This window comes from Chryseobacterium endalhagicum, from assembly GCF_016745235.1.
Lineage (GTDB): Bacteria > Bacteroidota > Bacteroidia > Flavobacteriales > Weeksellaceae > Chryseobacterium > Chryseobacterium endalhagicum.
Genome location: NZ_JAELVM010000002.1, coordinates 1,163,919 through 1,189,469 on the forward strand (window position 1 = coordinate 1,163,919; position 25,551 = coordinate 1,189,469).

23 protein-coding genes and 1 tRNA gene are annotated in these 25,551 nt (G+C 38.5%); 11 read left to right on the forward strand and 13 right to left on the reverse strand.

Annotated elements, in window-relative coordinates; translation table 11 throughout:
* Positions 1-22 precede the first annotated feature (22 nt).
* The 3 genes from JET18_RS15555 to JET18_RS15565 are packed head-to-tail and all read right to left on the reverse strand — an operon-like array spanning position 23 to position 2,093.
* The gene (locus tag JET18_RS15555) at positions 23-1,150 is read right to left on the reverse strand and encodes a serine hydrolase domain-containing protein (RefSeq protein WP_202092473.1); all 1,128 of its coding nucleotides are present in this window, start codon (positions 1,148-1,150) and stop codon (positions 23-25) included.
* A 38-nt stretch (positions 1,151-1,188) separates the two neighbouring features.
* Entirely contained in the window at positions 1,189-1,638 is a 450-nt protein-coding gene (dtd, locus tag JET18_RS15560; RefSeq protein WP_202092475.1) for a D-aminoacyl-tRNA deacylase, read from the reverse strand.
* Entirely contained in the window at positions 1,638-2,093 is a 456-nt protein-coding gene (locus tag JET18_RS15565; protein ID WP_202092477.1) for a Rieske (2Fe-2S) protein, read from the reverse strand. The genes dtd and JET18_RS15565 overlap by 1 nt, the downstream gene beginning before the upstream one ends.
* Before the next feature lie 110 nt (positions 2,094-2,203).
* Here JET18_RS15565 and greA point away from each other — a divergent pair, with 110 nt between their 5' ends.
* From greA to JET18_RS15585, 4 genes are all read left to right on the forward strand, one after another.
* Positions 2,204-2,674, forward strand: coding sequence for a transcription elongation factor GreA (greA, locus tag JET18_RS15570; RefSeq protein WP_202092480.1), 471 nt, complete (start codon positions 2,204-2,206; stop codon positions 2,672-2,674).
* 61 nt (positions 2,675-2,735) lie between these two features.
* On the forward strand, positions 2,736-3,125 hold the full coding sequence (locus tag JET18_RS15575) for an HIT family protein (protein WP_202092482.1): 390 nt from the start codon (positions 2,736-2,738) through the stop codon (positions 3,123-3,125).
* Positions 3,126-3,184: 59 nt separating this feature from the next.
* Positions 3,185-4,372, forward strand: coding sequence for an ATP-dependent Clp protease ATP-binding subunit ClpX (gene clpX / locus JET18_RS15580; RefSeq protein WP_202092484.1), 1,188 nt, complete (start codon positions 3,185-3,187; stop codon positions 4,370-4,372).
* 75 nt (positions 4,373-4,447) lie between these two features.
* A complete protein-coding gene (locus tag JET18_RS15585) occupies positions 4,448-6,415 on the forward strand; it encodes a T9SS type A sorting domain-containing protein (protein ID WP_202092486.1) in 1,968 nt (655 codons plus the stop codon).
* On the opposite strand, the gene JET18_RS15590 is transcribed toward JET18_RS15585, so the two are convergent.
* Positions 6,407-6,595, reverse strand: coding sequence for a hypothetical protein (locus JET18_RS15590; RefSeq protein ID WP_202092488.1), 189 nt, complete (start codon positions 6,593-6,595; stop codon positions 6,407-6,409). The genes JET18_RS15585 and JET18_RS15590 overlap by 9 nt on opposite strands.
* Before the next feature lie 110 nt (positions 6,596-6,705).
* On the opposite strand from JET18_RS15590, the gene JET18_RS15595 reads away from it, so the two are divergent.
* The 6 genes from JET18_RS15595 (at position 6,706) to JET18_RS15620 (ending at position 14,457) form a co-directional block, all read left to right on the forward strand.
* Complete coding sequence (locus JET18_RS15595; protein ID WP_202092489.1) at positions 6,706-8,007, forward strand: peroxiredoxin family protein; 1,302 nt, start codon at positions 6,706-6,708, stop codon at positions 8,005-8,007.
* A 44-nt stretch (positions 8,008-8,051) separates the two neighbouring features.
* Positions 8,052-8,125 (forward strand) — tRNA-Met (locus tag JET18_RS15600).
* A 535-nt stretch (positions 8,126-8,660) separates the two neighbouring features.
* On the forward strand, positions 8,661-10,175 hold the full coding sequence (locus JET18_RS15605; protein WP_202092491.1) for a tyrosinase family protein: 1,515 nt from the start codon (positions 8,661-8,663) through the stop codon (positions 10,173-10,175).
* Complete coding sequence (locus JET18_RS15610) at positions 10,172-10,939, forward strand: copper chaperone (RefSeq protein ID WP_202092493.1); 768 nt, start codon at positions 10,172-10,174, stop codon at positions 10,937-10,939. Before JET18_RS15605 ends, JET18_RS15610 begins: the two co-directional genes overlap by 4 nt.
* A 408-nt stretch (positions 10,940-11,347) precedes the next feature.
* Positions 11,348-13,087, forward strand: a complete 1,740-nt coding sequence (locus tag JET18_RS15615) for a hypothetical protein (RefSeq protein ID WP_202092495.1) — start codon at positions 11,348-11,350, stop codon at positions 13,085-13,087.
* Positions 13,084-14,457: a hypothetical protein gene (locus JET18_RS15620; RefSeq protein WP_202092497.1), complete on the forward strand. Its 1,374-nt coding sequence runs from the start codon at positions 13,084-13,086 to the stop codon at positions 14,455-14,457. The genes JET18_RS15615 and JET18_RS15620 overlap by 4 nt, the downstream gene beginning before the upstream one ends.
* An 87-nt stretch (positions 14,458-14,544) precedes the next feature.
* On the opposite strand, the gene JET18_RS15625 is transcribed toward JET18_RS15620, so the two are convergent.
* The 7 genes from JET18_RS15625 to JET18_RS15655 form a co-directional block, all read right to left on the reverse strand.
* The gene (locus JET18_RS15625; protein WP_202092499.1) at positions 14,545-15,843 is read right to left on the reverse strand and encodes an HlyD family secretion protein; all 1,299 of its coding nucleotides are present in this window, start codon (positions 15,841-15,843) and stop codon (positions 14,545-14,547) included.
* 179 nt (positions 15,844-16,022) lie between these two features.
* Positions 16,023-16,220: a bacteriocin-like protein gene (locus JET18_RS15630; protein ID WP_202092501.1), complete on the reverse strand. Its 198-nt coding sequence runs from the start codon at positions 16,218-16,220 to the stop codon at positions 16,023-16,025.
* A 76-nt stretch (positions 16,221-16,296) separates the two neighbouring features.
* Positions 16,297-18,489 (reverse strand): peptidase domain-containing ABC transporter, encoded by a 2,193-nt coding sequence (locus tag JET18_RS15635; RefSeq protein ID WP_202092503.1) that lies wholly within the window; start codon positions 18,487-18,489, stop codon positions 16,297-16,299.
* Positions 18,490-18,641: 152 nt separating this feature from the next.
* Positions 18,642-18,839 carry a bacteriocin-like protein gene (locus JET18_RS15640; protein ID WP_202092505.1) on the reverse strand — a complete coding sequence of 66 codons (198 nt, stop codon included), beginning with the start codon at positions 18,837-18,839 and terminating at the stop codon, positions 18,642-18,644.
* A gap of 101 nt (positions 18,840-18,940) precedes the next feature.
* Positions 18,941-20,449, reverse strand: coding sequence for a vitamin K epoxide reductase family protein (locus JET18_RS15645; protein WP_202092507.1), 1,509 nt, complete (start codon positions 20,447-20,449; stop codon positions 18,941-18,943).
* A gap of 453 nt (positions 20,450-20,902) precedes the next feature.
* Positions 20,903-21,718: a GLPGLI family protein gene (locus JET18_RS15650; protein ID WP_202092509.1), complete on the reverse strand. Its 816-nt coding sequence runs from the start codon at positions 21,716-21,718 to the stop codon at positions 20,903-20,905.
* Positions 21,719-21,787: 69 nt separating this feature from the next.
* Positions 21,788-22,114, reverse strand: a complete 327-nt coding sequence (locus JET18_RS15655) for a bacteriocin-like protein (RefSeq protein WP_202092511.1) — start codon at positions 22,112-22,114, stop codon at positions 21,788-21,790.
* 7 nt (positions 22,115-22,121) lie between these two features.
* On the opposite strand from JET18_RS15655, the gene JET18_RS15660 reads away from it, so the two are divergent.
* A complete protein-coding gene (locus JET18_RS15660; protein WP_202092513.1) occupies positions 22,122-22,493 on the forward strand; it encodes a helix-turn-helix domain-containing protein in 372 nt (123 codons plus the stop codon).
* Positions 22,494-23,029: 536 nt separating this feature from the next.
* Here the strand turns inward: JET18_RS15660 and JET18_RS15665 are convergent.
* Both JET18_RS15665 and JET18_RS15670 read right to left on the reverse strand, forming a co-directional pair.
* Positions 23,030-23,986 (reverse strand): DUF3810 domain-containing protein, encoded by a 957-nt coding sequence (locus tag JET18_RS15665; RefSeq protein ID WP_202092515.1) that lies wholly within the window; start codon positions 23,984-23,986, stop codon positions 23,030-23,032.
* Positions 23,987-24,077: 91 nt separating this feature from the next.
* Positions 24,078-25,523, reverse strand: a complete 1,446-nt coding sequence (locus tag JET18_RS15670) for an MFS transporter (RefSeq protein WP_202092517.1) — start codon at positions 25,521-25,523, stop codon at positions 24,078-24,080.
* Positions 25,524-25,551 lie beyond the last annotated feature (28 nt).

Below are 25,551 nucleotides of genomic sequence, written 5' to 3' on the forward strand. Positions count from 1 at the left end.
TTCAAAATTTCAAAAACAGGGTTTAATCAATGTATTTCAGTTGAAGAAGGATTCTCCTGATCGGTCCCGTAATAAACATATTGTTGTTCGTAAGCCATACAATGGAAATGTTTTTCTCCGGAATCATGATGAGGTGGGATTTGAAGCCTCCCTGATCTCCTGCATGCTCTATGACATTGACCGTTTCTTCGGTTTTAGTATCTGCATAAAAGCCTTTATGGACAAACCAGGTTCCGGTATGATACACCGGTTTTTCTCCTTTCCAGTCAGGTGCATTATACAAAGTTTCAGATTGTTTAATAACAGAACAGTCGCTGAATTTACACTCATTGATTGCCGTGATGTATTTTTTCAGATCATCAATAGAGCTCCATACGCCTCCGTTTCCGGCAGCCGGAAAAGTAGGGCATTCGCCGTAATCATATTCCTGATATACTTTATTCCTTAAAACATAGCCGTGTGCTACATTTTTATCAGGAAAGCTGCCATCTGTGATGCGGCTGTTTTTCATACCGGAAGGGGCGAATATATTTTGGGCAATGAAACGCTGCCATTTCATTCCGCTGGTTTTTTCAATAACCAGTGCCAGCCCGTTATAAGCCGGATTGGAATAATTGAATTTCGTTCCCGGCTCAAATTCCAGGGAGTCCGCAGAAAGTAAAGGTTTAAAATTTTCTTCATCCTTCGCGGTAAGATAAAAAATACTGTCTTTATCTATCTTTCTGAGATCCGGAATTCCTGAAGTATGAGTGAGAAGATGATGGAGCTTAATTTTAGAGGCCATCTCTTTATTCTTAAAATCAGGAAAGAATTTCAGAATAGAATCATCCGTTGATAGTTTCTTTTGGTCCTGAAGCATCAGAATTCCGTAAGACACAAAAGTCTTGGTTATGGAACCCAGGTTGGATACCGTTTTGCTGGTAAATTTCTCCCCGGTTTTCACATCAGCCAGCCCGAATGAATGTTCATACAAAACCTTATTTCCCTGCTGGATCAAGATGGCGCCGCCGGGTTCATTGGCTTTGAATAACTGTGAAAATACAGAATCCATTTTGGTTTTTAAAAGTGCTTTTCGGTCCTGTGCGTGGCCTGTGAAAAATATATTGACACTTAATAAAAATGCCGGGATTAATTTAAAATGAGAACTCATGAACGATATCTGGGAGATTGGTTGTATAATTTTACTGTTTAGCTTTTTGTAATGGAATCCATAACGATGGTTACCGGGCCGTCATTGATCAGGGAGACTTTCATGTCTGCCCCAAAAATTCCGCTTTCTGTCTTCAGTCCTGATTTCGCTATTTCTTCTTTAAAATAATCAAAAAGAGGAATGGCCTTGTCCGGTTTTGCCGCTTTGATGAAAGAAGGGCGGTTGCCTTTTTTATAATCTGCAATCAGGGTAAACTGGCTGATGCATAGGATCTCTCCCGAAATATCTTTTACGGAAAGATTAAGTTTGTCATCTTCATCGCCAAATATCCTGAGATTTAAGACTTTCTGAACCAGCCAGTCTGCATCCGTTTTTTCGTCATTTTCATCAATACCTGTAAGGAGCATCAGTCCTTTTCCAATTTCACCTACAACCTTTCCATCTACCTTTACACTGGCTTCAGATACCCTCTGGATAACAATTTTCATTAGAAGTAAATATTTAAAGTTTTAGTGGCCGGATCGTAATTGTTGGGATACGTTTTAGGAGGCAGGGAAGTGGCTGCACCGGATTCCGGCTGTCCTGATCTCAGAATCCATCTTGTGTTGTCCTGCGGGCATAGAATACTGATGTTGTCTTTCACTTCAAGGGTAGTATTGGGACCCGGGCAGATATGCGGTGCATTTCTGTCGTAGGCTTTAAAGTTGTCTCCCACGCGGACTACAATCAGACCTCTGGTCCCGGACTGCTGCTCGTTCACATAAATCCAGCCTCCGTCGAAGGTGAGATTATAATAGGCGGGCAGGTTCAGGTTTAAAGTTACATTAATGGGATTGCTTGGAAAACAGTTCACGGTATCTTCTCTGCTTCCGCATGAGTTTATGGTTAAATTACTGAAAATCAGCAATGTTAAAATAGATAAGATTGAAAAAGTTTTTTTCATTTCAATTTAAATTTTTATATATTTGTAAAAGTTAAACGATTATAACACGTAAAACATTGTCCGGCAAATGTCGGATTATTTTTTTATACCAAAACTAAATTTTGAAAATTATGGCAAGCTATGTAACAAAGGTGGGACAAGAGAAAATGAAAGCTGAGCTGGAACAGTTAGAAACTGTGGAAAGACCAAAAATTACCCAGCAGATTGCAGAAGCGAGAGATAAAGGAGATTTATCTGAAAATGCTGAATATGATGCTGCTAAAGAAGCTCAGGGTATGCTTGAAATGAGAATTTCCAAGCTTAAAGATACTATCGCAAACTCTAAGATCATAGATGAAAGTCAATTAGATACTTCAAAGGTTTCCATTCTTACTACGGTAAAACTTAAAAACAATGCGACTAATCAGGAGCAGGTGTTTACATTGGTGCCGGATAACGAAAGTGACCTTAAAACAGGGAAAATTTCTGTGAATACCCCTATCGCAAAAGGATTGCTTGGAAAAGTAATTGGCGAAACTGCAGATATCACACTGCCGAACGGAAACAAACTGTCTTTCGAAGTATTGGAGATTACCCTGTAATCTGAAATTTCCGGAAACAATCTTCTAATTTCTAACCTCTAACCATCTAACTTCTAAAAAAATGAGCAGTATATTCACAAAGATCATCAACGGAGACATTCCCTCATACAAAATCGCTGAGGATGATAACTTCATCGCATTTCTTGATGCAATGCCTTTAGTGAAAGGACATACATTGGTCATCCCTAAAAAAGAAGTTGATTTGATCTTTGATCTGGAAAGTGAAGAATATAAAAACCTTTGGGGATTTGCCCAGCAGGTCGCCAAAAAGGTGAAAAGTGCAGTACCCTGCGTAAGAGTGGGTGTAGCTGTTGTAGGACTTGAAGTGCCTCATGCCCATATCCATCTTATTCCCTTAAACAAGGTGGAAGACATGAACTTCAGAAATGAAAGACTAAAATTAACAGACGAAGAATATAAAGAGATCCAAAACTCAATTATTAATTCTTAAAAAGCATAAAATCGTAAAAAAGAAATTTTTTACGATTTTCTTTAACATTATTATATAGTATGAATTCAAACCAGTGTTCTTTCTGCGGCAGAAAAAGAAATGAAGTACAGATGCTTATTTCCGGGCAGAGTGGCTTTATCTGCGAAAACTGCATCGAACAGGCGCACGTTATTGTAAAAGACAGCGTTTCGAAAACAGTTTCCTCACCTGCAGAAAGTATAGACGAACTAAAAAAACCGAAAGAGATCAAAGAATTCCTGAACCAGTATGTAATTGGACAGGATCAGGCAAAAAAGCAGCTTTCGATCGCGGTATACAATCATTATAAAAGACTGCTTCACGCCCAGGACGAAAACAGGGAAGTGGAACTGGAAAAATCAAACATCATCATGATTGGTGAAACCGGTACAGGAAAAACCCTTCTTGCGAAAACCATCGCAAGAGAACTTAATGTTCCTTTTTGTATCGTGGATGCTACCATTCTTACAGAGGCCGGCTATGTAGGAGAAGATGTGGAAAGTATTCTTTCGAGACTGCTGATGGTGGCAGATTATGATGTGGAAAAGGCAGAAAGAGGAATTGTATTTATTGATGAAATAGATAAGATTGCAAGAAAATCGGATAACCCGAGTATCACCAGAGATGTTTCCGGAGAAGGCGTACAGCAGGGATTGCTGAAACTTCTGGAAGGAAGCATTGTGAATGTTCCGCCTCAGGGGGGAAGAAAACATCCGGATCAGAAATATATCCAGGTGAATACCCAGAACATCCTGTTTATTGCAGGGGGTGCTTTTGATGGAATCAAAGATATCATCGAAAGAAGAATGAACAAGCAGGCTATCGGATTCAGTTCTGAAAAAATCAATAAAGTGGGTGAAGAGGATTATGTATTAACCAATATTAATGCAATTGACCTTCGTACATTTGGACTGATTCCTGAACTTTTGGGCAGATTCCCGATCATTACTTACCTGGATAAACTGGATAAGGAGACCATGGTAAGAATTATGAAAGAGCCTAAAAACTCTATCATCAATCAGTTTATTGAACTGTTCAAAATGGATGGCACGAATTTGGTTTTCACAGACGGCGCTGTCGAAAAGATAGTAGAAGAAACCATTGAAAAAGGATTGGGAGCCAGAGGGTTAAGAGGAACCACTGAAAAAGTTCTGGAAGACTATATGTTTTCAATTGGAGAGGAGAAAGAAATTATATTAACGGAGGATAATATTTTTGTTAATAAATAAAATATTTTTTTTTCTTTAAAAAAAAATCTTACCTTTGCGGGTGAAGATTGTATTAACACACAAATAATTTATACAATGAGAAAAAGTTTATTTGCTATAGGTCTTTTAGCAATTAGTTACTCTGTTCAGGCGCAGGTACTATGTCACGTTGACACTAATGCTAATATGTATGTGAGCGAAGGCACCCTTGTTTATAGTGGTGGAGGTGTACAGACAAGAGGTAATGGTCTCCTGGATGTGCATGGAAACGTCATGGTTGTAGGTGCGACCGGAGATGCTCTTAAAACGATTACTACTACCGGTGGAGATAAAACCGATGGTGGAAATATTGTTTTAAGAATGAATACTCCAGCCACTTATGCCACATCTACTTACGGACAACTTTACGTTGATGGCTTAGCCCAAGGTAATGTTACAGGTATCGTAAGTAAAGAATATAGAAATGCCAAACATGGTGAGGGTAATTTCTATCAACAAATGGCTTTGCCTTTCAATGGTAAAGTATTATCATCTCTTTCAGCGGAACTCAACAAAACTTTCAGCAGCACCAGATATTCCAAAAATGAAATATTATATTGGAATAATGCTACTGTGGTAAGTGAGACCAAACCGATTGCAAGTGCCACTACTGTTCCTTATGGCTACTATATGCTGGGATCACTGAATAATAATCTTGATCTTAGTAATCCTCCGGGGGCCGGTGGAGTTTACACTGTAAATGGTAGTCCGTTTTCTACTTTACCTGTCGCTAATTTAGTGAATGCAGGTAACGGGATTAATTTCGGACCGAACGGTACTTACAAAAACTCATACAATGAAAGATATAATACATATCTGTATGATCAGTTTGAAGATACTACCACTCCATGGGCAGGTTCTTACGGAAAGAATATCTATGAATTTGGAAACCCGTTTCTGACCAACTTAGATTTATCGAAAATTGGATATCTTGAAGGTGGTACAGTTACTGATGGCAATGCCATTAATAACATTTGGGCTGTTCAGTATTCACCGGGAACCGTACAGTACGTTAATAACGTAGGAAGTGAATTTACGAATGCTCTGACTATGACATTTGACGAAACTACCCACATTCCGGTAGGAGATGTTAATAATCTGATGGTAAAACCAATGGGTGTTTTTATTATGAAATTGAGGAATAATAATCCTCAGACATTAGATTTTAACACACTTAGAAGATTTAACAATACAGCAAGAGTAGATGGTACAAGCTATAGTGTTACAGCCAATAAGTCTGCTAACGCGAATAAGTCTGTAACTGCAACTATAAAGCAATTAGGAGTAATTGGTCTGGATGCTAGCGGTAAAGAAGTATCAAGGGTGTATTATGTGGTTTCTCCACATGCTACTACCGGGCATCAGGTTTCTACTGCTACAACAATTCAGGCTGCTACGGATTCCAGTAACAAGATTGTTACCTATGAAGAAGGCTTGAACGGTGGCGAAGATCCTAACTACACTGCACAATATCAGTTATACATTAACGAAGCTAACGAAAGTAATTTCTTAGGAAAAAACGTACTAATGTATAATTTTGATTACAATACGCCAGGACAAAAAATAGTATCCTATAAATTTGAGATCAGAGAAAATGCTGAAATGCTTACTGCAGGAACGCATCAGTTATCTTCTGGAAAAGGATTCTACTACAAAGCTTCTAACGGTACAGTACAGCAGGCAAAACAGGGAGTTGTAATTCCTGTAAGCTCACAGTCTTATAACCTGTATTATGGTGAACCAAGCAATGTAGTACTGGCAACTAATGACGAAACTAAGTCATTCTCCAAAACAATGATTGTATATAACCCTGCGGTTAGTAATTATATCGTTAGATTTGATCCAAGTTGGAAAAAAGCAGATATCGAAGTTTATGATATGAGTGGTAAACTTATTATCTCTAAGAAAGCAGTTGATGCATCACGCGATTTCGTAATTGAACTTAATGATTCAGTGAAAAGCTCGTATGTTGTAAAAGTGGTTTCTGATAAAGGAGTAATTGTTAACACCAAAATCTTAAAATAATATGAAAACTATCAATAAACTAGTATCAGCTCTTTTTCTTTTTATCGTATCATTTGCGTACGCAGATGAAATTCCTCCCGCGCCAGGTACCGCATCGAAAAATGGTATTGGAGGTGGAGGCCCCGGAGCACCGGCATCACCAATTGACATGTATGTTATTCTGCTGTCTGTTGTAGCCATTGCACTTATTTTATTCTATACAAGAAAATTGAAGAGCCAAAAAGCCTAAAATTTTATTAAAATAACATTAAACTCTCTGATTAGTCAGAGAGTTTTTTTATTTTTACTCTATGAAAAAGATATATATATTATCTGCAGTATTAGCTGCATTTTCCCTGCAGGCACAGTTTACGGTTACAGTCCAGACTCCTGCCGAATTTAAAGATCAGGACGCTATTCTATATACATTAAACGGTTCAAAAGATATCATTGCTACCAAAGAGCAAAGCAAGAACAATACGTGGACCTTTAAGTATCCCAGCCATTATATGGGGATGATGAAAGTATATTTTCCGGGTTCAAATAATGCGGTAACTTTTATTTCTGAGAATAAAAATGTAAGCATAAAGCTGGATATTCAGAATAATAAGGTAAAAGATGTAGTATATCTTGACGAAGCCAATGATCTCATGAACAAACAGCAGGAAGGTTCCCAGAAAAAGGAGCTTATTCTTCCGGCGTTGGCGCAGATCAAAGAATACTATAAAGATAACACAGAGTTCGGAAAAGCCCTGAAAGAAGAAATAGGAAGGCTTTCCGGAACAAGCAATGGTATTGATGCTGCACAGCACCCGTTCATTTCTTATTATAATACCAATTACAGTAAGTTTTTATCCAATTCAGCCAATTCAGCGACGCCGGATAAAAAAGTCAGTCAGGATGATATTATCAACTTCCTGGATAAGTCCAATGATATGCTTGAATCATCATCTCTTTTGAGACCTGTCCTGATTTTATTCCTTAATAATGGCGGCAATACAAATGTTGCGGGTTCAGTAGATGCTTTGTTGGACCGTTTAAAAGTTGAAACACCAAGAGGGCAGACTGTTTTGTCTGAACTGATAGATGTTTTTGACGGTTACGGAATGGATGAATTTAAAACCAAATATCTTACCCTTGCCAAAAACCTGAAATGTACCATTAATGAAAGGCTGGCGAGTACGATAAAATCCAATGCGAACGTTGAAATGGGAGCTGCATTTCCTAACATTAAATTCCAGTCTCCGGCCAATACATCTGCCAAGTCATTATACGATGTAAAAGCGGATAAAAAGGTTGTTGTTTTCTGGTCATCCACATGCTCTCACTGTGAAAGCGAACTGCCTCAGCTTCTAGCGAAGTATAATGATTTTAAAGCTAAAAATATCCAGATCGTAGGGCTATCTTTAGATACGGATAAAGCGGCATATACCCAGAAAATTGCTGCGTTCCCTTGGGTCAATGATTCTGAATTAAGAGGATGGAACAGCAGTTATGTAGAAACCTACAATGTTCATGCAACTCCTACGTATTTTATTTTAGATGCTAACAATAAGATTATCAATAAACCAGACCATGTTGGCGATGTTTTGGAATATTTTAAGCTAAAATAATTTTGGTGGTAAACAAATATTTTCTATATTTGCACCACCAAAACGGCGAGGTAGCTCAGTTGGTTAGAGCGCAGGATTCATAACCCTGAGGTCACGGGTTCAATTCCCGTCTTCGCTACAACACAAAGGAAAGTAATACAGATTACTTTCCTTTTTTTATTTTATGAACCCGCCATTACATATTATTACATATTTCAAATTCCTGAATTAAAAACGTATCACTCTAAGTTTTGGTGATCCGCCATTCTGATTTTACATTTCCTTTGAAACCCGATATTAAAATTTTGAATGATAATTAACCTGAGTTCGGGATCATACATTTTTATTTGATAATAAGGTAAGAAAGTTTGAAACCGGAAGAGGGAAGTTATTGAAGTCCAAAGGCAGCAATACACCGCGGTTTTATTAATTTTTTTGAATCCGCTTCAACCAATTTAAAGGCAGCTGTTTAATATTATTGTCTGGAAGTAGCTTCCAGCCTCTAGCCTCTGGCTTCCATCCTTTAATTTCACACAAAAGGGAAAATTACGTAGAAATACGTAACCGTTTTTTCTGTCATATCTATAGATTTGTGATGAACATACAACCTGCTTTTCTAAGCAGTAATGTTCATAAAAAACTTTATAATAACCAGAAATCAAAAAATTAATTCTATGGCTAAGTTTACAAGAAAAAACGCATGGGATCAGAACGGGACTTTTGAAAATCCGGATCTTTTATGGTATGCAAAAGCGGTAGGCGTGATGCAGTCTCGTGCTTTAAATGACGAAAACAGCTGGTGGTTTTTTGCAGCAATGCATGGTGAGCAGATGGGAGGAGAAAAATTTCCGAACTGGAATGTTCTTCCCGGACCTCCAAATGTTCCTACAAGCCCATTGCCTGACCAGAATATTATAGATAAATATTGGAATCAGTGTCAGCATCAGAGCTGGTATTTTGCACCATGGCATCGCGGCTATCTTATTGCCCTTGAAGAACAGATCCGTCAGGCAGTGATCAGCCTGGGTGGTCCTGCGGATTGGGCGCTTCCATACTGGAATTATCTGGGATCCGGTGATCAGTATAAGATCCCGCCGGCTTTCACAGAGAAAACCCTTCCGGACGGAACCCTGAATCCTTTATACGTAACGGCCAGATATGGTCCGAAAAGCGATGGAAACATTTATGTTGAAATTCCGCCACTGTCAGAAGCCTGCCAGGGAAATACAATCTATACGGGAAGCAATTCTGCAACCTCAAAACCCGGCTATGGGGGACCGGAAACCCGGTTTTCACACGATGGAAACGTAAGCGGAAATCTTGAAAGCAATCCTCATAATCTGGTACACGTTCAGGTAGGAGGACATGATGGGCTGATGTCTGATCCGGATTCGGCAGGACTCGATCCTATTTTCTACCTGCATCACTGTAATATAGACAGAATGTGGGCTGCCTGGAATGTCACGAATCATAATCCAATTAACCCGCTTTGGCTTGGAGGGCCGGCCTTGTACGGGGAAAGAGAATTTATAATGCCTTTACCGGATAATAATGCCTGGGTTTATACGCCGGGAGAAATGACCAGTCTGGATAAGCTTGATTATACTTATGATGATCTTGCCCCTACAACAGCTCCGTTAGTGGAAAAAACACTTTCTCAGAGATTAACTAAATTAGGAGCAAAATCTATAGACACCGAAAATTTACAAGAACAAAATATGGATCTGGGAGACAACTCGGAACTTGTTGGTGCCAATGCAGGACAGGTTCAAATAGACGGATCAGGAGCCAAAACCACAGTTCGGCTGGAAAGCAGCTCCTGGAAGAATGTACCAAACAGCCTGATGAAAGCCTCTGTGTCCAATTTACCGGATCAGGTTTATCTTCAGCTGGAAAATGTGAAAGGAACCAGGGATGCCAATATCCTGAATGTTTCAGTGAATCATCAGCTTGCGGGGCATATTTCACTTTTCGGATTGCGGAATGCTTCTGACAAAAATGGTCATAATGGTGGAAACGGGCTTACTTTTATCCTCAATATTACAGATATTATTGATAACCTTTTTATTAATAATGAGCTTGATATTAATTCCCTGGACGTGACGATTCTGCCAGATAGCGTAATGCCTACAGATGAAAAGATCACAGTAGGCCGCGTAAGTATCTATCGTGAAGCTCAGCAGTTATGAAAACCTCGAAAAGGATCAGTTATTCAATAAGCATAACGATTCTTGCGGTAAGTGCTGTGTTCTGGATCATCCTGCTGTTTAATCCGGGAGGGATTATGACGGTCAAGCATTGTCATATGACCCTTCAGGGAGCGTCAAAAGCATCACTTCAAATGATGCTGAAGATGAATCCTGTTTCGGATCTGATGATGGGATGGACGCTTATGGTATTGGCGATGATGCTACCCAAGCTCATTGCTCCGGTTCAGTATATTTATGGCCGCAGTTTTAAAAACCGCCGGTTCTGGTCGGCCCTGCTTTTTATTTTCGGATATACGGCAGTGTGGATCGTGGTTGGATTTTTTATGAATGCATTGATTGTAGGGTTAAATCTGGTAATGCCTAATTCTTTTATTCCTGCAATAGGAGTGGGGATCATTGCTGCTATCTGGCAGTTCTCTCCGGTCAAACAACGCTGTCTGAACCGGGGTCATGATCATATTCCATTGGCTGCTTTTGGCCCGGAAGCCAATCGTGATGCTGTCATGTTCGGAATGATGCACGGAATCTGGTGTGTAGGAGCAGGATGGGCGCTGATGCTCTTTCCTATGCTGCTGCCGGCAGGGCATAACCTGGCGATGATTGTGGTGACTTTCATAATGATCAGTGAACATATGGAACATCCGAGATTTCCCAGATGGCATTTTAGCTTTCGGCTGAAACTGCTGCATATCATCATTGCCCGGACGAGAACCAACCTGAAAACAGCACTGAACTTGAACTGAATACTTTTGTTTTCTACTATATTCTACTTTCACCGTACTTATTGATGAATCTAAATAAGGGTGAGAAACTACCGTACTGAAAAGTGCGGTAGTTTTGTATTTAACCTGATTTCATTTACTGGAGAATTTACGGCTTTATTTTTTTCTTTACCCAAGGGTATTCTGGTTTAAGTATAAACTTTGAAAAATAAAAATGCGTAGAAATACGTAAAGAATTTCAAAGGATAATATCTAGCTTTGAGTATCAGATTTACATTTCAGGTAAGCACAGGAAATATGAATTTCCACTTTACCCATTGAAAACAGACCTTCACTGTACCTTTTAGTACTGATCTATTTTAAGACTGTAATCATTACAGGATTACACCTGCTTCATAAAAACTATACCCTGTTAAAAAAATTAAAGCCATGACAAAATTTGACACCCCTGCCTATCAGGCAGAAAAAGACTTCAAGGATTATCCGGATCTGAAAAACCAGATAGAAAATGCCTGGAGCAATTATGTAAAATACTGCACCGTTAATTCGCAGATGGGAAATCCCTGGTCCAGCACCTATGACCATCCAAGAAGCTGGTATTTCAATCCTCTTGTAACCCCGGTGGTACCCGTTAAGAATAATACCGTTCCCATACAGTGGGGTGCTTTTCCTAACAGAATCAACTATTATTTCACCACTTTGTTTATTGATAGCTTTGGAAAAGCTGATGCTCCGGATAAACTGCATGAACTTGCCGATATCGGCCCTGGTGCTTTCAGTAAAAAATACGGCATTGCACTGGCTGTCGCTAAAAAACCATGTGACCCGACCAATACAGAAACGAAACCATTCGGACCTTCCGGGCCCAGAGGATGGCAGGATGAATATTGTGAATGGGCGGTTACAAGAGATGCAGACGGAGATATCATCGCGGTAGATTTCACCCATGAAAATCCTGAATACTGGTTCCATATGTGGAAAGTGTCTCCCGATATGGTGGTTTCCCTGTATCAGGAAATCCTGAATAACCCAAATGTACAGCAAGAAGATCTTTATCTGCTGGATGAGAATGGTAACCCTGTGATCGTCAGAGAAACCGGACAGCCTGCCTATAACCCGATCAATAAGTGGAATAATGGTCCATCAGCGACAAACGAAGGTGGTGGAGCCGTACATCTTACAAGCCCGCCCAATTCATTAGGAGCCGAGATCTATCTTGGAGCAGCTGCCACCATTTTAAGAGTTGATGATAAAGGAAATGTAATTACAGATCCTAATCAGCTGATCTGTGCAGCACAGTATGGGCAGATCTACAGAAACAGTGACCCGCGAATCGGGCAGAATGTGAATTCTTTGGTGTACAATAATAAGCTGAAAATATCATTAACGAATCCAATTGCATTGTACGGCCAGCTGCCGGATTTCACTCAGTTTAAAATGCCGGATTCAGCGGAAGGATACAAAATAGAAGACTGCTACAAAATTATCAGAGGAACAGATACCAATCCCGGATCTACCTTTTATCCGTTCAATATGATCCTTCATTCCAGATTTGAGGCTCCTGCCGGCGCTAAGTTCAAGCTTAGCGAAATTTCGGTTAAAGGATCACTGATCAGATGGGGTTCCCAGATTGCTGATACCTTCAAAGTACAGCTTGCAGGAACAGGAATTCCCGGAGGTGGAGATACACCTCAGAAATACCCGGCAGTCGGAGATCCGGAAGTTACACTGCCAAGCGTGCAGTATGTTCTGGATAATAACCTGCTTCAGGCCAGTCTTTACAACAGGCTGAATACATTTTCCAATCTGACTTCATGCATTACACAGGTGGAAGCCGGAATCACAACCAGCGGAATTGCTATCCTGACGAGTGATGCGAATAAAGAAACCGGATTTGATTTCGGAGCAGGAATCAGCGTGTCCGTCACCGATTATCAGGATCTGGGGAATGATAATCAGCTGTTCATTGTGGATATAACGGTTCATTCTGCTGCGGTATTGGGAGAAAAACCGCTTGCTTTGTTCAATAATGCATCAGATCCTAAATATTCTATTGCAGGAGTATTGGAAGTGGTCGCACCGGGTTCCCTGCCAAAATTGAACGTTACGCCTAATCATAAACTGCTTTCCGATCAGCAGATCAAGCAGGTTCAAAAAATGTTGAAATGAGAACGCTTTTAATTTCCTTTTTTCTATTGAGTTTAATTGCAATTTCATGTGAATCCGGAAAAAAGGACAAAAAATTAAACTCCAGGGTGGGATTTTCACAGGAGCTGGCAGATTTTGACTGCGGAGCTTTCTGCGATCCCCCTTCCGTGAGCTATCAGCTGCCTGATGATTCTACCTGCGGACACAGTTCTCAGAACGTACTGAACTGTTTTGCATGGAAAAATTTTCTGGCGCTGAACTGGAAAGCTTCAGATCAGAGAGGACTTCCGGATACCACTGCCGTAGCAGCAGATTACGGGATGCCGGGAGATTACAGCCCGACCGTATGGGAGAGTTATTTAAGTATTGATGATGTATTTACCGCCAGCCAGCCGAAAACCTGGAATCTTAAAAGCAAAAACGGCTATATCAAATACATCAATGAGATCAATAAATTTACAGATATCAATGCCACTCTTCCCAAGCCGAAGCTGAGAGCCATGCTGGGAGGAAATGTAGACGAGATCATGCAGGCAAAAGGAGCGTGGCTGACGGATCAGAGTGGGAATATCGTCTGGTATGAGATCAGAATGAACAGCATTGAAAGTGATTTTGTACGGTCAAATAAGCTGTACAATTCCGACAACCTGAATGCTTTTGCAGCAAAAAATCAAGGTGTATGGCTGCCGATGGAATCTATTGAGATCAAAGCTGCTTGGAGAATTATACCGGAGGACCAGCTGGGATCACTGAAGAATTTTTACAAGATTTCTAAAGCGATGGTTCCTGAAATTAAAGGTTTTGATCAAAACAAACAACCGATCTACGGCAAATATTCACCAAAATACCTTGGATTGGTAGGGCTTCATATTATCAGGAAGACGAATCAGTCGCCGCAATTTACATGGATGACGTTTGAACATGTAAACAATGCACCCACAGAAGGGCAGGTAGATCCAGCCGTTAAATATTGCTTTTATAATCCCAAAAGCAAAGACAAACCGAACCAGTCTCCGGTCCCAGGCCAGGATAGTTTAAATACACCGGTTCAGGTAGTCCGTATTGCGGATAATGCGATATCGGCAGACATCCAGCAGCTGAACAAACAGATTCAGAGCATGATCAAAACCAGTAACCCTAAATCGGTATGGCAATATTATCAGCTGGTGAATGTACAGTGGCCGGAAAATCCAATTCAGGATGCGAATAACAATAAAACCGCTCCGCTGATGGATGGAGGCATTACCCCGAATAATATTGCTAATGTTACGATGGAAACCTATATCCAGGAAAAACAGTGCATGGACTGCCACAAGAATGCATCCGTGGGAGCTCAGAAATACCCTACCGATTACAGCTTTATATTTTTAAAGGCTAAACCCGGAAAGTAAGAGATAAAAATTGCTATTTGATTTCATAAAAGAGAAAACCGCAGCTTGTAACAGCCGCGGTTTTCCTGATATGTTTAAGAGTATAGATTAACTCTGATACCCCAGTAATTTCCTGATTTGGTAGAAGAATCTCTCAATAAGACGGAGATCCTGCGTCACGATTTCTGCATTTCCTCTAAGCTCTTTATCAAAAGTAAGGGTTTTGTTGTAGCTTGTTTTTAATCCTTTTGGAAGCACAATATCTACATAATAATTTCCTTTGTCATCAGGAATAAGCGAAATATTCTGAACTTTTCCTTCCACAATTCCATATTCCTGGAAACGGTAATTGTCAAGTTTGATCAGTACTTTCTGACCTGTAGTCACTTTTCCTGAGTTTACGGTAGGAACAGACATTCTGCCTACCAGCTTTTCCTTGTTTGTAGGAAGAATAGAAAGGATAGGCTCTGCCATCTTTACAAACTGATTTTCCCCGAAAAACTGCTGGAAACTGGCCATCCCGTCTGTAGAAGAGATCACAAGATAATTCTGCTCCCATTGTTTTAGTGATTTACGAAGCTGTTCAAAAAGCTGTAAAGTCTGGGAAGAATAGGTGATCTTATCTTTTTCGGTATTAATGGCGGTTCCGCTTTTCGTTTTATTCAGATTGGAAATCCCTTCATCCATCTGCGAGATAGAAATATTAAGGTTTTCAAGATTCTGCTGGGCCTGAAGGAATTTTATTTTTTCATTTTCAAGTTCCACGGAAGCAATCACGCCCTGGTTGAACAATTCCTGGGATCTCTGATAGCTTTTCTTTGATAGTTCATATTTGGCCAATTCAAGGCTTTTCTGCTGTTTTAAGGTGGCAATCCTTACTCTGTATTCAGAGATACTCTGGTTGGCGGCTATATTTTCCGGTGCATACGGCTGAAGCCTTGTGAAAAGTTCTTCATCCTGAAAAGCTTTTGCAAAACTGTTGTAATCTCCCTGCAGTTCTCCAAGTTTAAATCTTGAAGTTGTTGCGATCGGGAAATTTTGCAGCTGTTGGGGAGAAACAGAATCCATCAGTTTCTTCAGTTCCAGAACATCTTTATAATTGGCTGTGGACTGCATAACCATCAATACATCGTTTTTCTTTACCTCCTGATGATCTTTAATGAAGATTTTCTCAATCTTTGAGCTGGTTCTGGCTTCTATTTTTTCAGGCGGATTCTGTGAAGTAACGACAACGGGAGCTGCAACAAATTCCGGATACTTTATGATATAGCTCATCGCAAGGATAAGCAGAAGTATAATTAATATGACACTGTTTCCCCAGCGTATCATCCAATGAGGAGGCTGGGTAAGAATGTCCTGAACGCTTTCAGAGCGGAGTTCTATGTTATCTAAAATATCTTTTGACATCGTATAAAAAAATTAAAATCTATGAAGATTTAATACCATTTCTGGTCATTAAATCTATACAGTTTGCGGAATTGATGCTCTGTGAGCTATTGTACATAATACAATTTTTTGAATATCAGCAACCCTCAAGAAGAAAGTTGCTGATAAGTACATCTTAAGCGTGATATGCTTTCCCGTCCTTATACTCTGCAATTTGCAGGTGAGAAAAAGCTAGGGTGAACACAAGCGGTCATTTTTTCACACCATGCTAAACCACAGTCACATTGAAAAGGAGTTCCTATTTCAGGTGGATTTTCCGGAAAATAATCTCCGCAGATTCTTCCTCCTCCGTTCAATGATCTAAGGTCGGTTCTTGTTAGTTTTTTCAGATTTTTCATAGTAATATAATTTTAGTTATTCCTACTCTGTAAGCTTTTCGGATATCGCTTTATGATTTTGTTTAATTTGTTCAGATTAACTTCCTAATTCCAGCTGATTCTTCACCAGTCTGTAGTATTCTCCTTTTAAAGAGACCAGTTCGGCGTGGTTGCCTTCCTCTACTACTTTACCTTTGTCCAGAACTATAATTTTGTCAGCATGCTTCACCGTTGATAATCTGTGGGCAATAACAATAGCGGTTTTACCTTTAAAGAACTGTTCAAGGTTTTCCATGATCACTTTTTCGTTATTGGCATCCAAAGCTGAAGTTGCTTCATCAAAAAAGATGAATTCAGGAGATTTGTAAACGGCTCTGGCGATGAAAAGCCTTTGCTTCTGGCCGCCGCTGACCCCAACACCTTCGTTTCCGATTTTGGTATTATAGCTCAACGGAAGACTTTCTATGAATTCTTTGATATTGGCGATCTCTACCGCGCGTCTTAATTTGCTTTTGTCCACATGATCTTCTCCTACCGCAATATTATTCGCGATGGTATCATTGAATACATAGCCTTCCTGCATCACCACTCCGCAATGATCTCTCCAGAATCTCGGAGAAATACTTCTCAGCTGCGTATTCCCAAGTTTGATATCTCCGGAATTGGGTTCGTAGAATTTCATCAGAAGTTTTAAAAGGGTAGTTTTTCCACTTCCGCTGGCGCCTACAATAGCTGTAGTCTTCTGATAAGGAATACTGAGACTGAGATCTTCAAATACCGGAACATCAGATCCGATGTATCTGAAAGATATATTACTCACCTCAATATCTTTTTGCGGAATTTCACCCGCATATTGTTCATTAACGTCTTCTTCGTCTTCTTTATCGTGGATTTCTCCTAATCTTTCCAGGGAAATCTTGGCATCCTGAGTCTGCTTAATGAAATCGATAAGCTGCAGCAGCGGACTATTCAACTGCCCGATGATGTACTGTACCGAAAGCATCATCCCCAGGGTAAGGTTTCCGCTCAGTACCAGTTTGGCAGAAAGGAAACTTACCAGAATATCCTTCATCTGGTTAATGAAATTTCCTCCTACAGACTGCCACTGTTCCAGGGAAAGAGATTTTATTCTGATCTTGAATAATTTCACCTGCAGGAATTCCCAGTCCCAGCGTTTCTGCTTTTCTGCGTTATGCATTTTAATCTCCTGCATCCCGTTGATAAGCTCGATAACTTTACTCTGTTCCTGTGAAACCTGAGAGAATCTTTTATAATCCAGCTCTTTTCTTTTATTAAGGAAAAAGCTGATCCATCCGATATACAAGGCCGCTCCCACAAGGTAAACGATAAACAGCCTGTAATCATAAAACAAAAGAACAATACTGAAGATAATCAGGTTGACCAGTGAAAACAGGGTGTTTAAAGAGGAACTTGTCAAAAGCTGCTCAATTCTGTGGTGGTCATTGATCCTCTGCATGATATCACCCGTCATTCTTGTATCGAAAAAGCTTATCGGAAGCCTCATCAGTTTGATAAAGAAGTCAGAGATAATCGAAATATTGATCCTCGCAGAAAGGTGGAGAAGAATCCAGCTCCGGATCACTTCAATACCCATTCTTCCCAGAAACAGCATGATCTGGGCAAGAAGGACTACATAAATGAAGTTGAGATCCTGGTTCTGTATCCCGACGTCTACAATACTCTGGGTAAGGAACGGGAAAATAAGCGAAAGTAAACTTCCTGCCAAAAGTCCTACAGCAAGCTGAATAACAAGCGATTTGTATTTCAGCAGGTATTTGGAGAGGAAAGAGAAGCTGGCCTTACTTTCCGTAGCATCAAATTCTGTCTGGAAAAATGCCGGCGTAGTTTCAAGAATCAGGGCAATCCCTTCTTCCGTATTCTCGTTGGCATTTTCACCGATCCATAATTTGATAAATTCTTCGCGATTATAGGTGATCAGTCCGTAGCTCGGATCTGAAATATAGACTTTATTCTGTTTATCAATTTTATATACAACAACGAAGTGGTTCTTGTTCCAATGTACAATACAAGGGAATGGAACTTCTTCTGCAAGGGTATTAAAATCAATCTGGACTCCAAGGGAACGGAATCCTAAGTTTTCTGATGCATCGCTAAGCCCTAAAAGGCTGCTTCCTTCACGTGTAGTTTCAGAAAGGGTACGAATCTGCTGCAGGGAGATACTTCTGCCGTAATATTTACTTACAATTCTAAGGCAGGTAGGGCCGCAGTCTTTAGCATCCGGCTGTTTATAAAAGGGAAATTTCTTCAAAATTAATACTCATTATAAAATGCCGTCACAACAGGACGACATTTTTGCTTTATTCATTGTGGTCTTTACTGGTCATTGGCTAATAATAGCACCGTTTGCTGTCTGTTTATAACGTTTGTAGAATGTATGAATGTTCTGCAAACTATTTTCATTTACCCGAAAATAGGGTCAATACAAAGAGAAGGCTTGCAACGTGTTCCGCTCATGCACATAGGAGTACATCCTTCCAGACAGATTACTTCCAGACGGTTGTTGCAGTACCATCCGCCCATACCATCACTGACAGGTGCGCCATAACCTCCTGTAATTTGTTTTAAATTTTCTCTTGATACTTTCTTCAAATTGTTCATAGCGGTATTTAGTTTTCTTGTTTTCCTGGTCTTTCAAAGATTTCGGAATCTGTTTTTATTTTTTCCTAAGATAGTGAATTTTTAAATGCTGCAAAGATTTCTTACTGAAAGTCCTCATCTTCCATTAATTCATCAACAAAAAACCAAATATCTTCACGGTCATACTTGTCCGGGAACTGATATCCGTTCAGAATGAAAATCGGGGTAAAGTTCAGTCCGGCGATGCTGTTATCCTTCGTCATTTCAATAAATGGAGTAAGATCTTCCGCTGCAGATGATCCTGATAATGAAACGATTTTGTTTTCATCTTTTGTCTCAAACCACAGTTCAACGGCTTTCAAAAACTCTTTTTGAGGCTTGTTGTGATATATATGATTAAATGCAGACAGTAGTTTGGTGTATTTTTCATCAGCTCTTTCCGGAGAATAGTTGAAACGGATCTGTACGGAAATATCATCCGGATATTTTTCAAGAAGTCCTTCCATGATTTTGTGGCCGTCTTTACAAAAACCGCAATAAGGATTGGATACAATAGATAAACGCAGTTTGGAATCCTTGCTTCCCAATGAAAAAGTTTCTGTGTTCTGAAATTCTATTTTTTCATTTTCTAAAAGCTGGCTTTTGAAAAGTTCGTAGTTTCTTTTAAACCTAAGATTTTTTGCATTTGATTTCTGAAGTGTTTCTTTCTGGGTAAGGATGTTGCTGAAATACAAAACAGCACAAAAGATCAGAATCCATAAAACAGCAGTCAGTAAAAGCATTCCTACGCTAAGTATCGTGTTCTGGAAGAATAGGATGCTCAGCACCAGCTGTCCTGCAAGAATGGAAATGATCAGAAGACAAACCCTGCAGAACGCTTTTTCCACGAAAGCCTGAATGTATAATGAATAGGCAATAGCCAGTACAGAAACGAAGGTGAATCCTTTTACAATATACGCTGTAGCAGGAAGGAAAAGTCCTAAAACAGCAAGTCCGATAAAATAGATTAAGGAAAAATCAGAGAATTTCAACCCTAAAATACTTGTTTTATCCTGTTTGATGATCTTATCACATGAATTGGTCGTCTGTTTTGCTGAAGTATCTCCACAAATACTCCCGATTACCGTAGATGTATTCCCGAATTTCTGGTTGAAAATCTCCATGGAAATATACACCCCAGCCAGAGAAAGAACATTGAAAAGAGCTTCAGGGATGGTTTGTGTGAAGAAAGAATATCCAAGAATAATGGCGAACACAAGATACAGAAGCGGCTGGAAATTAAAAGCGGCCTTATTTTCTGCGTTTTCTGTTTTTTCAAAAAGAAGGACAAAATCTGTGGATTTTTTATGAAGTTCTTCCTTATTAAGTGTTTTGGCTTTTTCCGAATACACTGAATAACCGGCTCCCGATTTCTTTACCAGAGAAAAGGAGTTATCCACGATTGCGATAAATTCTTCCGGCAGTTCATCCCAATATTCCTTATCAAGTTCATAAGCATCATTTTTTACGCCCATAAAGTTTAAAGTATCACTAAAAGCAAGGGCAGAAGGGTAGTTCGGGTGAGAATTGAACTGGAAAGAAAATTCCTGTTTATCGAGTTTTAAGTAGTTAATTAGTTTATCGAAAATCATAGTAATATTTTTAACTAAAATACGCAGATGTTTTAAAAAAACAAGTTTTTTTTCTTTTGTTAGTGATATACTATTGTTAAATACCTGATTTTGTGTAAATATTATTGTGTTTTTTGATTTGTATAGTAAAAAAATAAGTTGATTTGATAATTAAATTGAATGAAAAAGAACTTAATGCGGATACTGTATAGCGTCAGAAAGTTTCTTAAGAAGAACCTTCCACAATGGTAATGACTTTTTCCGGCAATCCACCCTAATATTCTTTATCCAATTCATAAGCATCTTTTCTTAAGACTAAAAAATTAAGAGTATAGCTGAATGCCAAAGCTGAAGGATAATTTGGATGAATTGAACTGGAAATAAAATTCTTGTTTGTCGGGCTTGAAGCAATCTATAAGACGATCGAGATTCGTATGATAATTTTGTGTTTATAAATTATTAGGAAGATAATAATTAATTTTTAAGTAAGTCAAGTTCGATAATATTATTGTCTTTTTTTAAGTCTTCAAGCGCCACATTTTCAAATTGGCGAAAAATTTCATTTCCGGAGTGAAAAACACCGTTAGCATCTGTTTGGTCTGGAAAAGCACCAACTGAACCTGCCATCGGATTTTTTCTGAAATTTTTATAGATTTTTACATATTTTGGATAAGTAATTTTCAGATCTTTAAAATTATTCACGTAAGGATAATTGAAGTCGCCTTTTGTGGCTTTTATTCCTTTTAATTCAAAACTGTGGCTTTTGTGAACATCCTCTATTTTAAGTATCAATCCTGGAAGTCCAAAAAATTTATACGGACCACTTTGTATCGGAATCTCTTTTGCAAACCATGCAATCCACCTTCTGCCTCCAAACTCTGTAGTTGCTTTTTGCACAGCATACCCTAAAATATGATTAAACTCCGCAAGTATATTCCATTTTAAATCTATATTCTGGCTAACTGAATATCTATAAGGTTCAAGAGATGTAATAAATTCAATTTTTTGAGTATTAATATCTCTAACGACTCTATCTTTATTCATTTTTTTGTTAAAAGGCATGGAGAAGATTCCTTTTTTTAAATCTGCATTCATTGTTGAATCTGATTTGTGCTTTTCAAAACTATAGAATTCTGATTTATCATGACCAATATTCAAAACCATTATTTCTTTCTCTAAATTTTTCACGGTAGAATCAGGAATAGATTTGTATTCATAGAAAAATTGTTTGTTTTGACCAAAAATATTAATTGATATAAAAATAAGAATTATGATTTTAGTTGTATTCATTATATTTTTTTATTTAAAACAAAAGGCTGTCAAATGATTATTCAACAGCCCCAATGATTTTTGTCGATTTTAACAAGCTCTTAAAAAATAACCTGATGGACAATTGCTGCCAATACTACATGCACCGCAAGTATATAGATCAGAGCAACATTTATAAGTGCCTTCTCCTTCACTATATTCCTCGTCAACCGTTGATCCTAAACCTTTCAGATTTTTCAATTCTTTTCTTGAAAGCTTTTTTAAATTTTTCATAATAAATTTATTTTCATTTTGTGTCAGTATTGACATTTCAAAACTAAAAATAAATACATCACATATATAAGAAATAATTTGCGATTTTTTGGCAATTTTTTTTGCAATGTTTGAGCATATTTTGCGTATTCTTGCTTTAAACATAAATGATATGATTCAGGAAAAATTAAGAAATCTGAGAAAGCAAAAAGGCTTGTCTCAGGTAATGATGGCAAAAATATTATCAACAGATACTTCCAATTACTCCCGTAAAGAGCGTGGTGAAACCAGAATTCATGACGATGAATGGAGAAAACTTGCGAATGCTTTAGAAGTTCCGGTAGAAATGATAAAAGAGAATGATAATAACTTTACTTCCCTGCATGATAAACAGACATCGAAAGATTCTGAAACAGAGGGAAATGTAAATTATTATATGCCAGGTTTTGTGATTGACAGTTTACGGGAATATATTATTTTACTTAAAGAAGAGAATAATGTATTAAAAAGTAAGTTAGAAGAATTAAAGACTAAAATACGATAATATATTTTTTATAGACTGCTCTAAAATAGACAGTCTTTTTTTTCGAAGAATTTTGAGATAAAAAGTAGTTTTCAAACTGGCAAAATCTGAAAATAAGGAAAATCTCAGGTGTTTTGGAAAAGGATTTTTTTGACGGATAAAATTTGAATTCCTTTTTTTGACTTTTTTACCTCTATTTTGAAAATAACTCTAATTTTTCGATTCAGAAAAAATACGCAAAATAAGAATGTTTTATCTTTAAACAAATGTTTAATTTTATAAGAGTATAATAGGTGAAATAAAATTTAAATGATGAATTTGGAGAGAATTGGTTATTTCGGTGAATTTATAATTCTCAATGGTGAACTCAAAAAAACTTAAAAAATCATAAATTTTTCTTAAAGTTTGAAAAAAGGGTAAAAATGTTTTTGTAGTTATAAAATATATTGTACTTTTACATCGCCTTGAATGAGGGAACAAGTCAAGGTAATAAATTTTTTTTCATCATTTGTGTTTTTAGAATCGTATCGCCTGATACGATTCTTTTTTTTTGTTTATTACTTTTCGTAATTCAAAAGGAGATCAATAAAGTAAGAATAAGTAACCGCACCTTCCTGCTGGTTGCTTTTTAAGAACAGGTTATTCGTAAACCCGAAGAAATCATCCAGCCAGCCCTGATGTCTGAGGATAAAACTTCTTTCATATAACCGGTCTCTTTTCATGGCAGGAGAATAGCCGTTTAGCACAGATTTCACAAATTCCGGATCTTCTTCTACAATAAACCTTAAAAGGCTTTTTAATGTAAAATATTCAGTGCTGTATTTCAGTTCCGGATTTTTAGCACGGATGCCAATCAGGTAGCCTACAAAATTAGCTTCCTGTTCTCTGGCGAAACCAAGCTGGTGAGAGCTTTCATGAGCAGATGTAAAAGGAATCAGAGTGTGGGGAAGCCTGGAGTTATACTGTGCTTCCGCTGTAAAAGGATTGTAGTAACCCAGTATTCCTGTAAAATTCATTACATTTTTAAAAAGGCTGGGTTTAAAAGAATTGATCTGCGGAGCTTTTTTACCGGAGATGTATTTGGGCAAGAGAGCCTGCTGCTGAAGAATTTCCTTCTGGATCGAGGTAAGATCGGTGATTATAAATATTCCGTTTTTATCTTCATGTACAGATGCTCTGGTCGTTTTGCACCGTTCGAGATACCGTAAGGCCAGTTCCTTTGCTCTGCCAATTTCCGGATCTTTCTGGCTTAACAATTTTTTAATAACCGGAGTCTGGAAATACAGCATTCCCCAAAAGATCTGATAGATAAAGTAAAAGATATTAATGGTCATTAAAAGCTTTAAGAGGCCATTATTTCTGCTTTTCTTTCTAAAACATAGAATAATACAGTACAAAAGAAAAACGCCCAATACAATATACATAAGATCTCCAAAGGAAAAGGGAATCCAGCTGAAAAGCAGCTGATGGATTTTTTTCTGCCATTCAAAGAAAAGCTCAAATAAAGAAATCATCACACCCAGCTTCGAGAAGCCATAGAACAAAAGAAATTGGGCAAGTAATACACCTGCCCAAAATCTTTTTTTATATATTGTTTTTCCAGTATTAATGTCCACTGCCTTTTGATATTTTGTCCAGATCAATACCCTGAGATTTTAAGATCCCTGTTACACGGATTGCATAGAACGCAAGATAAGCAAAACAGATAACACCTACTACATAACTCATATGAATAGTCGTTAAATCAGCAATATATCCCTGAATTAAACTTACAATACCTCCACCCATAATCATCATAATCAGTAATCCGGAGCCCTGGTTGGTGTGCTTACCAAGACCGTTGATCGCAAGAGCAAAAATACAAGGCCAAAGCGTAGAACAGAATAGCCCGACACTGGTAAAGGCATACACAGATACCATTCCTGAGGTAAACATTCCGATCAGTAAAGCCGCGATACCCGCTACAGAGAAGATTAAAAGCATTCTTGCCGGGTTTCCTTTACTCATGATATCACAGATGATCATTACAATAATAACAGCGCCGTAAACATAGAACGGAGAAAGGTCGTGCTTGGCAATAGCATTAACCAGTAAGAATACACCAAATGCCAGGTAAGGAGCCAGGAATCTTAAGATCTTTTTGAATCCCGCATTCAGGTCAAAGGCTTCTACAGCACCTGTCCAACGGCCAATCATCAATGAAGCCCAGTACAATGAAATATAAGGAGCCACATCTTTTGTTTCAAAACCTAAGCTTTTTTCCATATAAGCAGGAAGGTTACTCGCTGTAGAAACTTCTACGCCTACATAGACAAAAATCGCGATCATACCCATCACCAATTGAGGGTACTGAAAAGCTGATGTTTTGTGATCTCCCGGAACTGCATCATCCGTATCCTTTGTATTGGTAGGAGTGATGGCCGGAAGAGAGGAGAATTTAAGCATGATGGCTACTAATACGAATGCCGCACCAAGCATAAGATAAGGAATCTTTACACTCTCAATGCTTGCTTCCGTATTGGCTGCCGAAGCAGACCCGAAAATAGCAAATGATACAAGAAGCGGCCCGATGGTCGTTCCCAGGTTGTTAATCCCTCCCGCCATGGTCAGTCTTTGAGATCCTGTTTCAGTAGGACCTACTTCTATGGCCAGTGGATTGGCAACAATCTGCTGTAAAGAGAACCCGAGACCTACAATAAAGAGTCCGGAGATCATTAAAGGAAACGATGCCATATTAGCTGCCGGATAAAACAGTAAAGTTCCAGCCGCAGAAATAAGGAGGCCTAAAATTAAGCCGTTTTTGTAACCTATTTTGTTAATCAAATCCTGTTTCAAACCTTTTGAAACCGCCATATAAATCAGGGAACCTACTGTGTAAGCCACGTAGAAACAGATCTGTACGAGCATACTTTCAGTTTGGGATAATTTAAAGGCTTTTTGGAAAACCGGGATCAGAATATCGTTACTTGCCGCAACGAATCCCCAGAAAAAGAACACAGTAACCAGAGGAATAAACTGTCCCCAATTGGTTTGTTTAGAATAATTTGACATGTTTGTTAAAAATTTCGCAAACAAATAT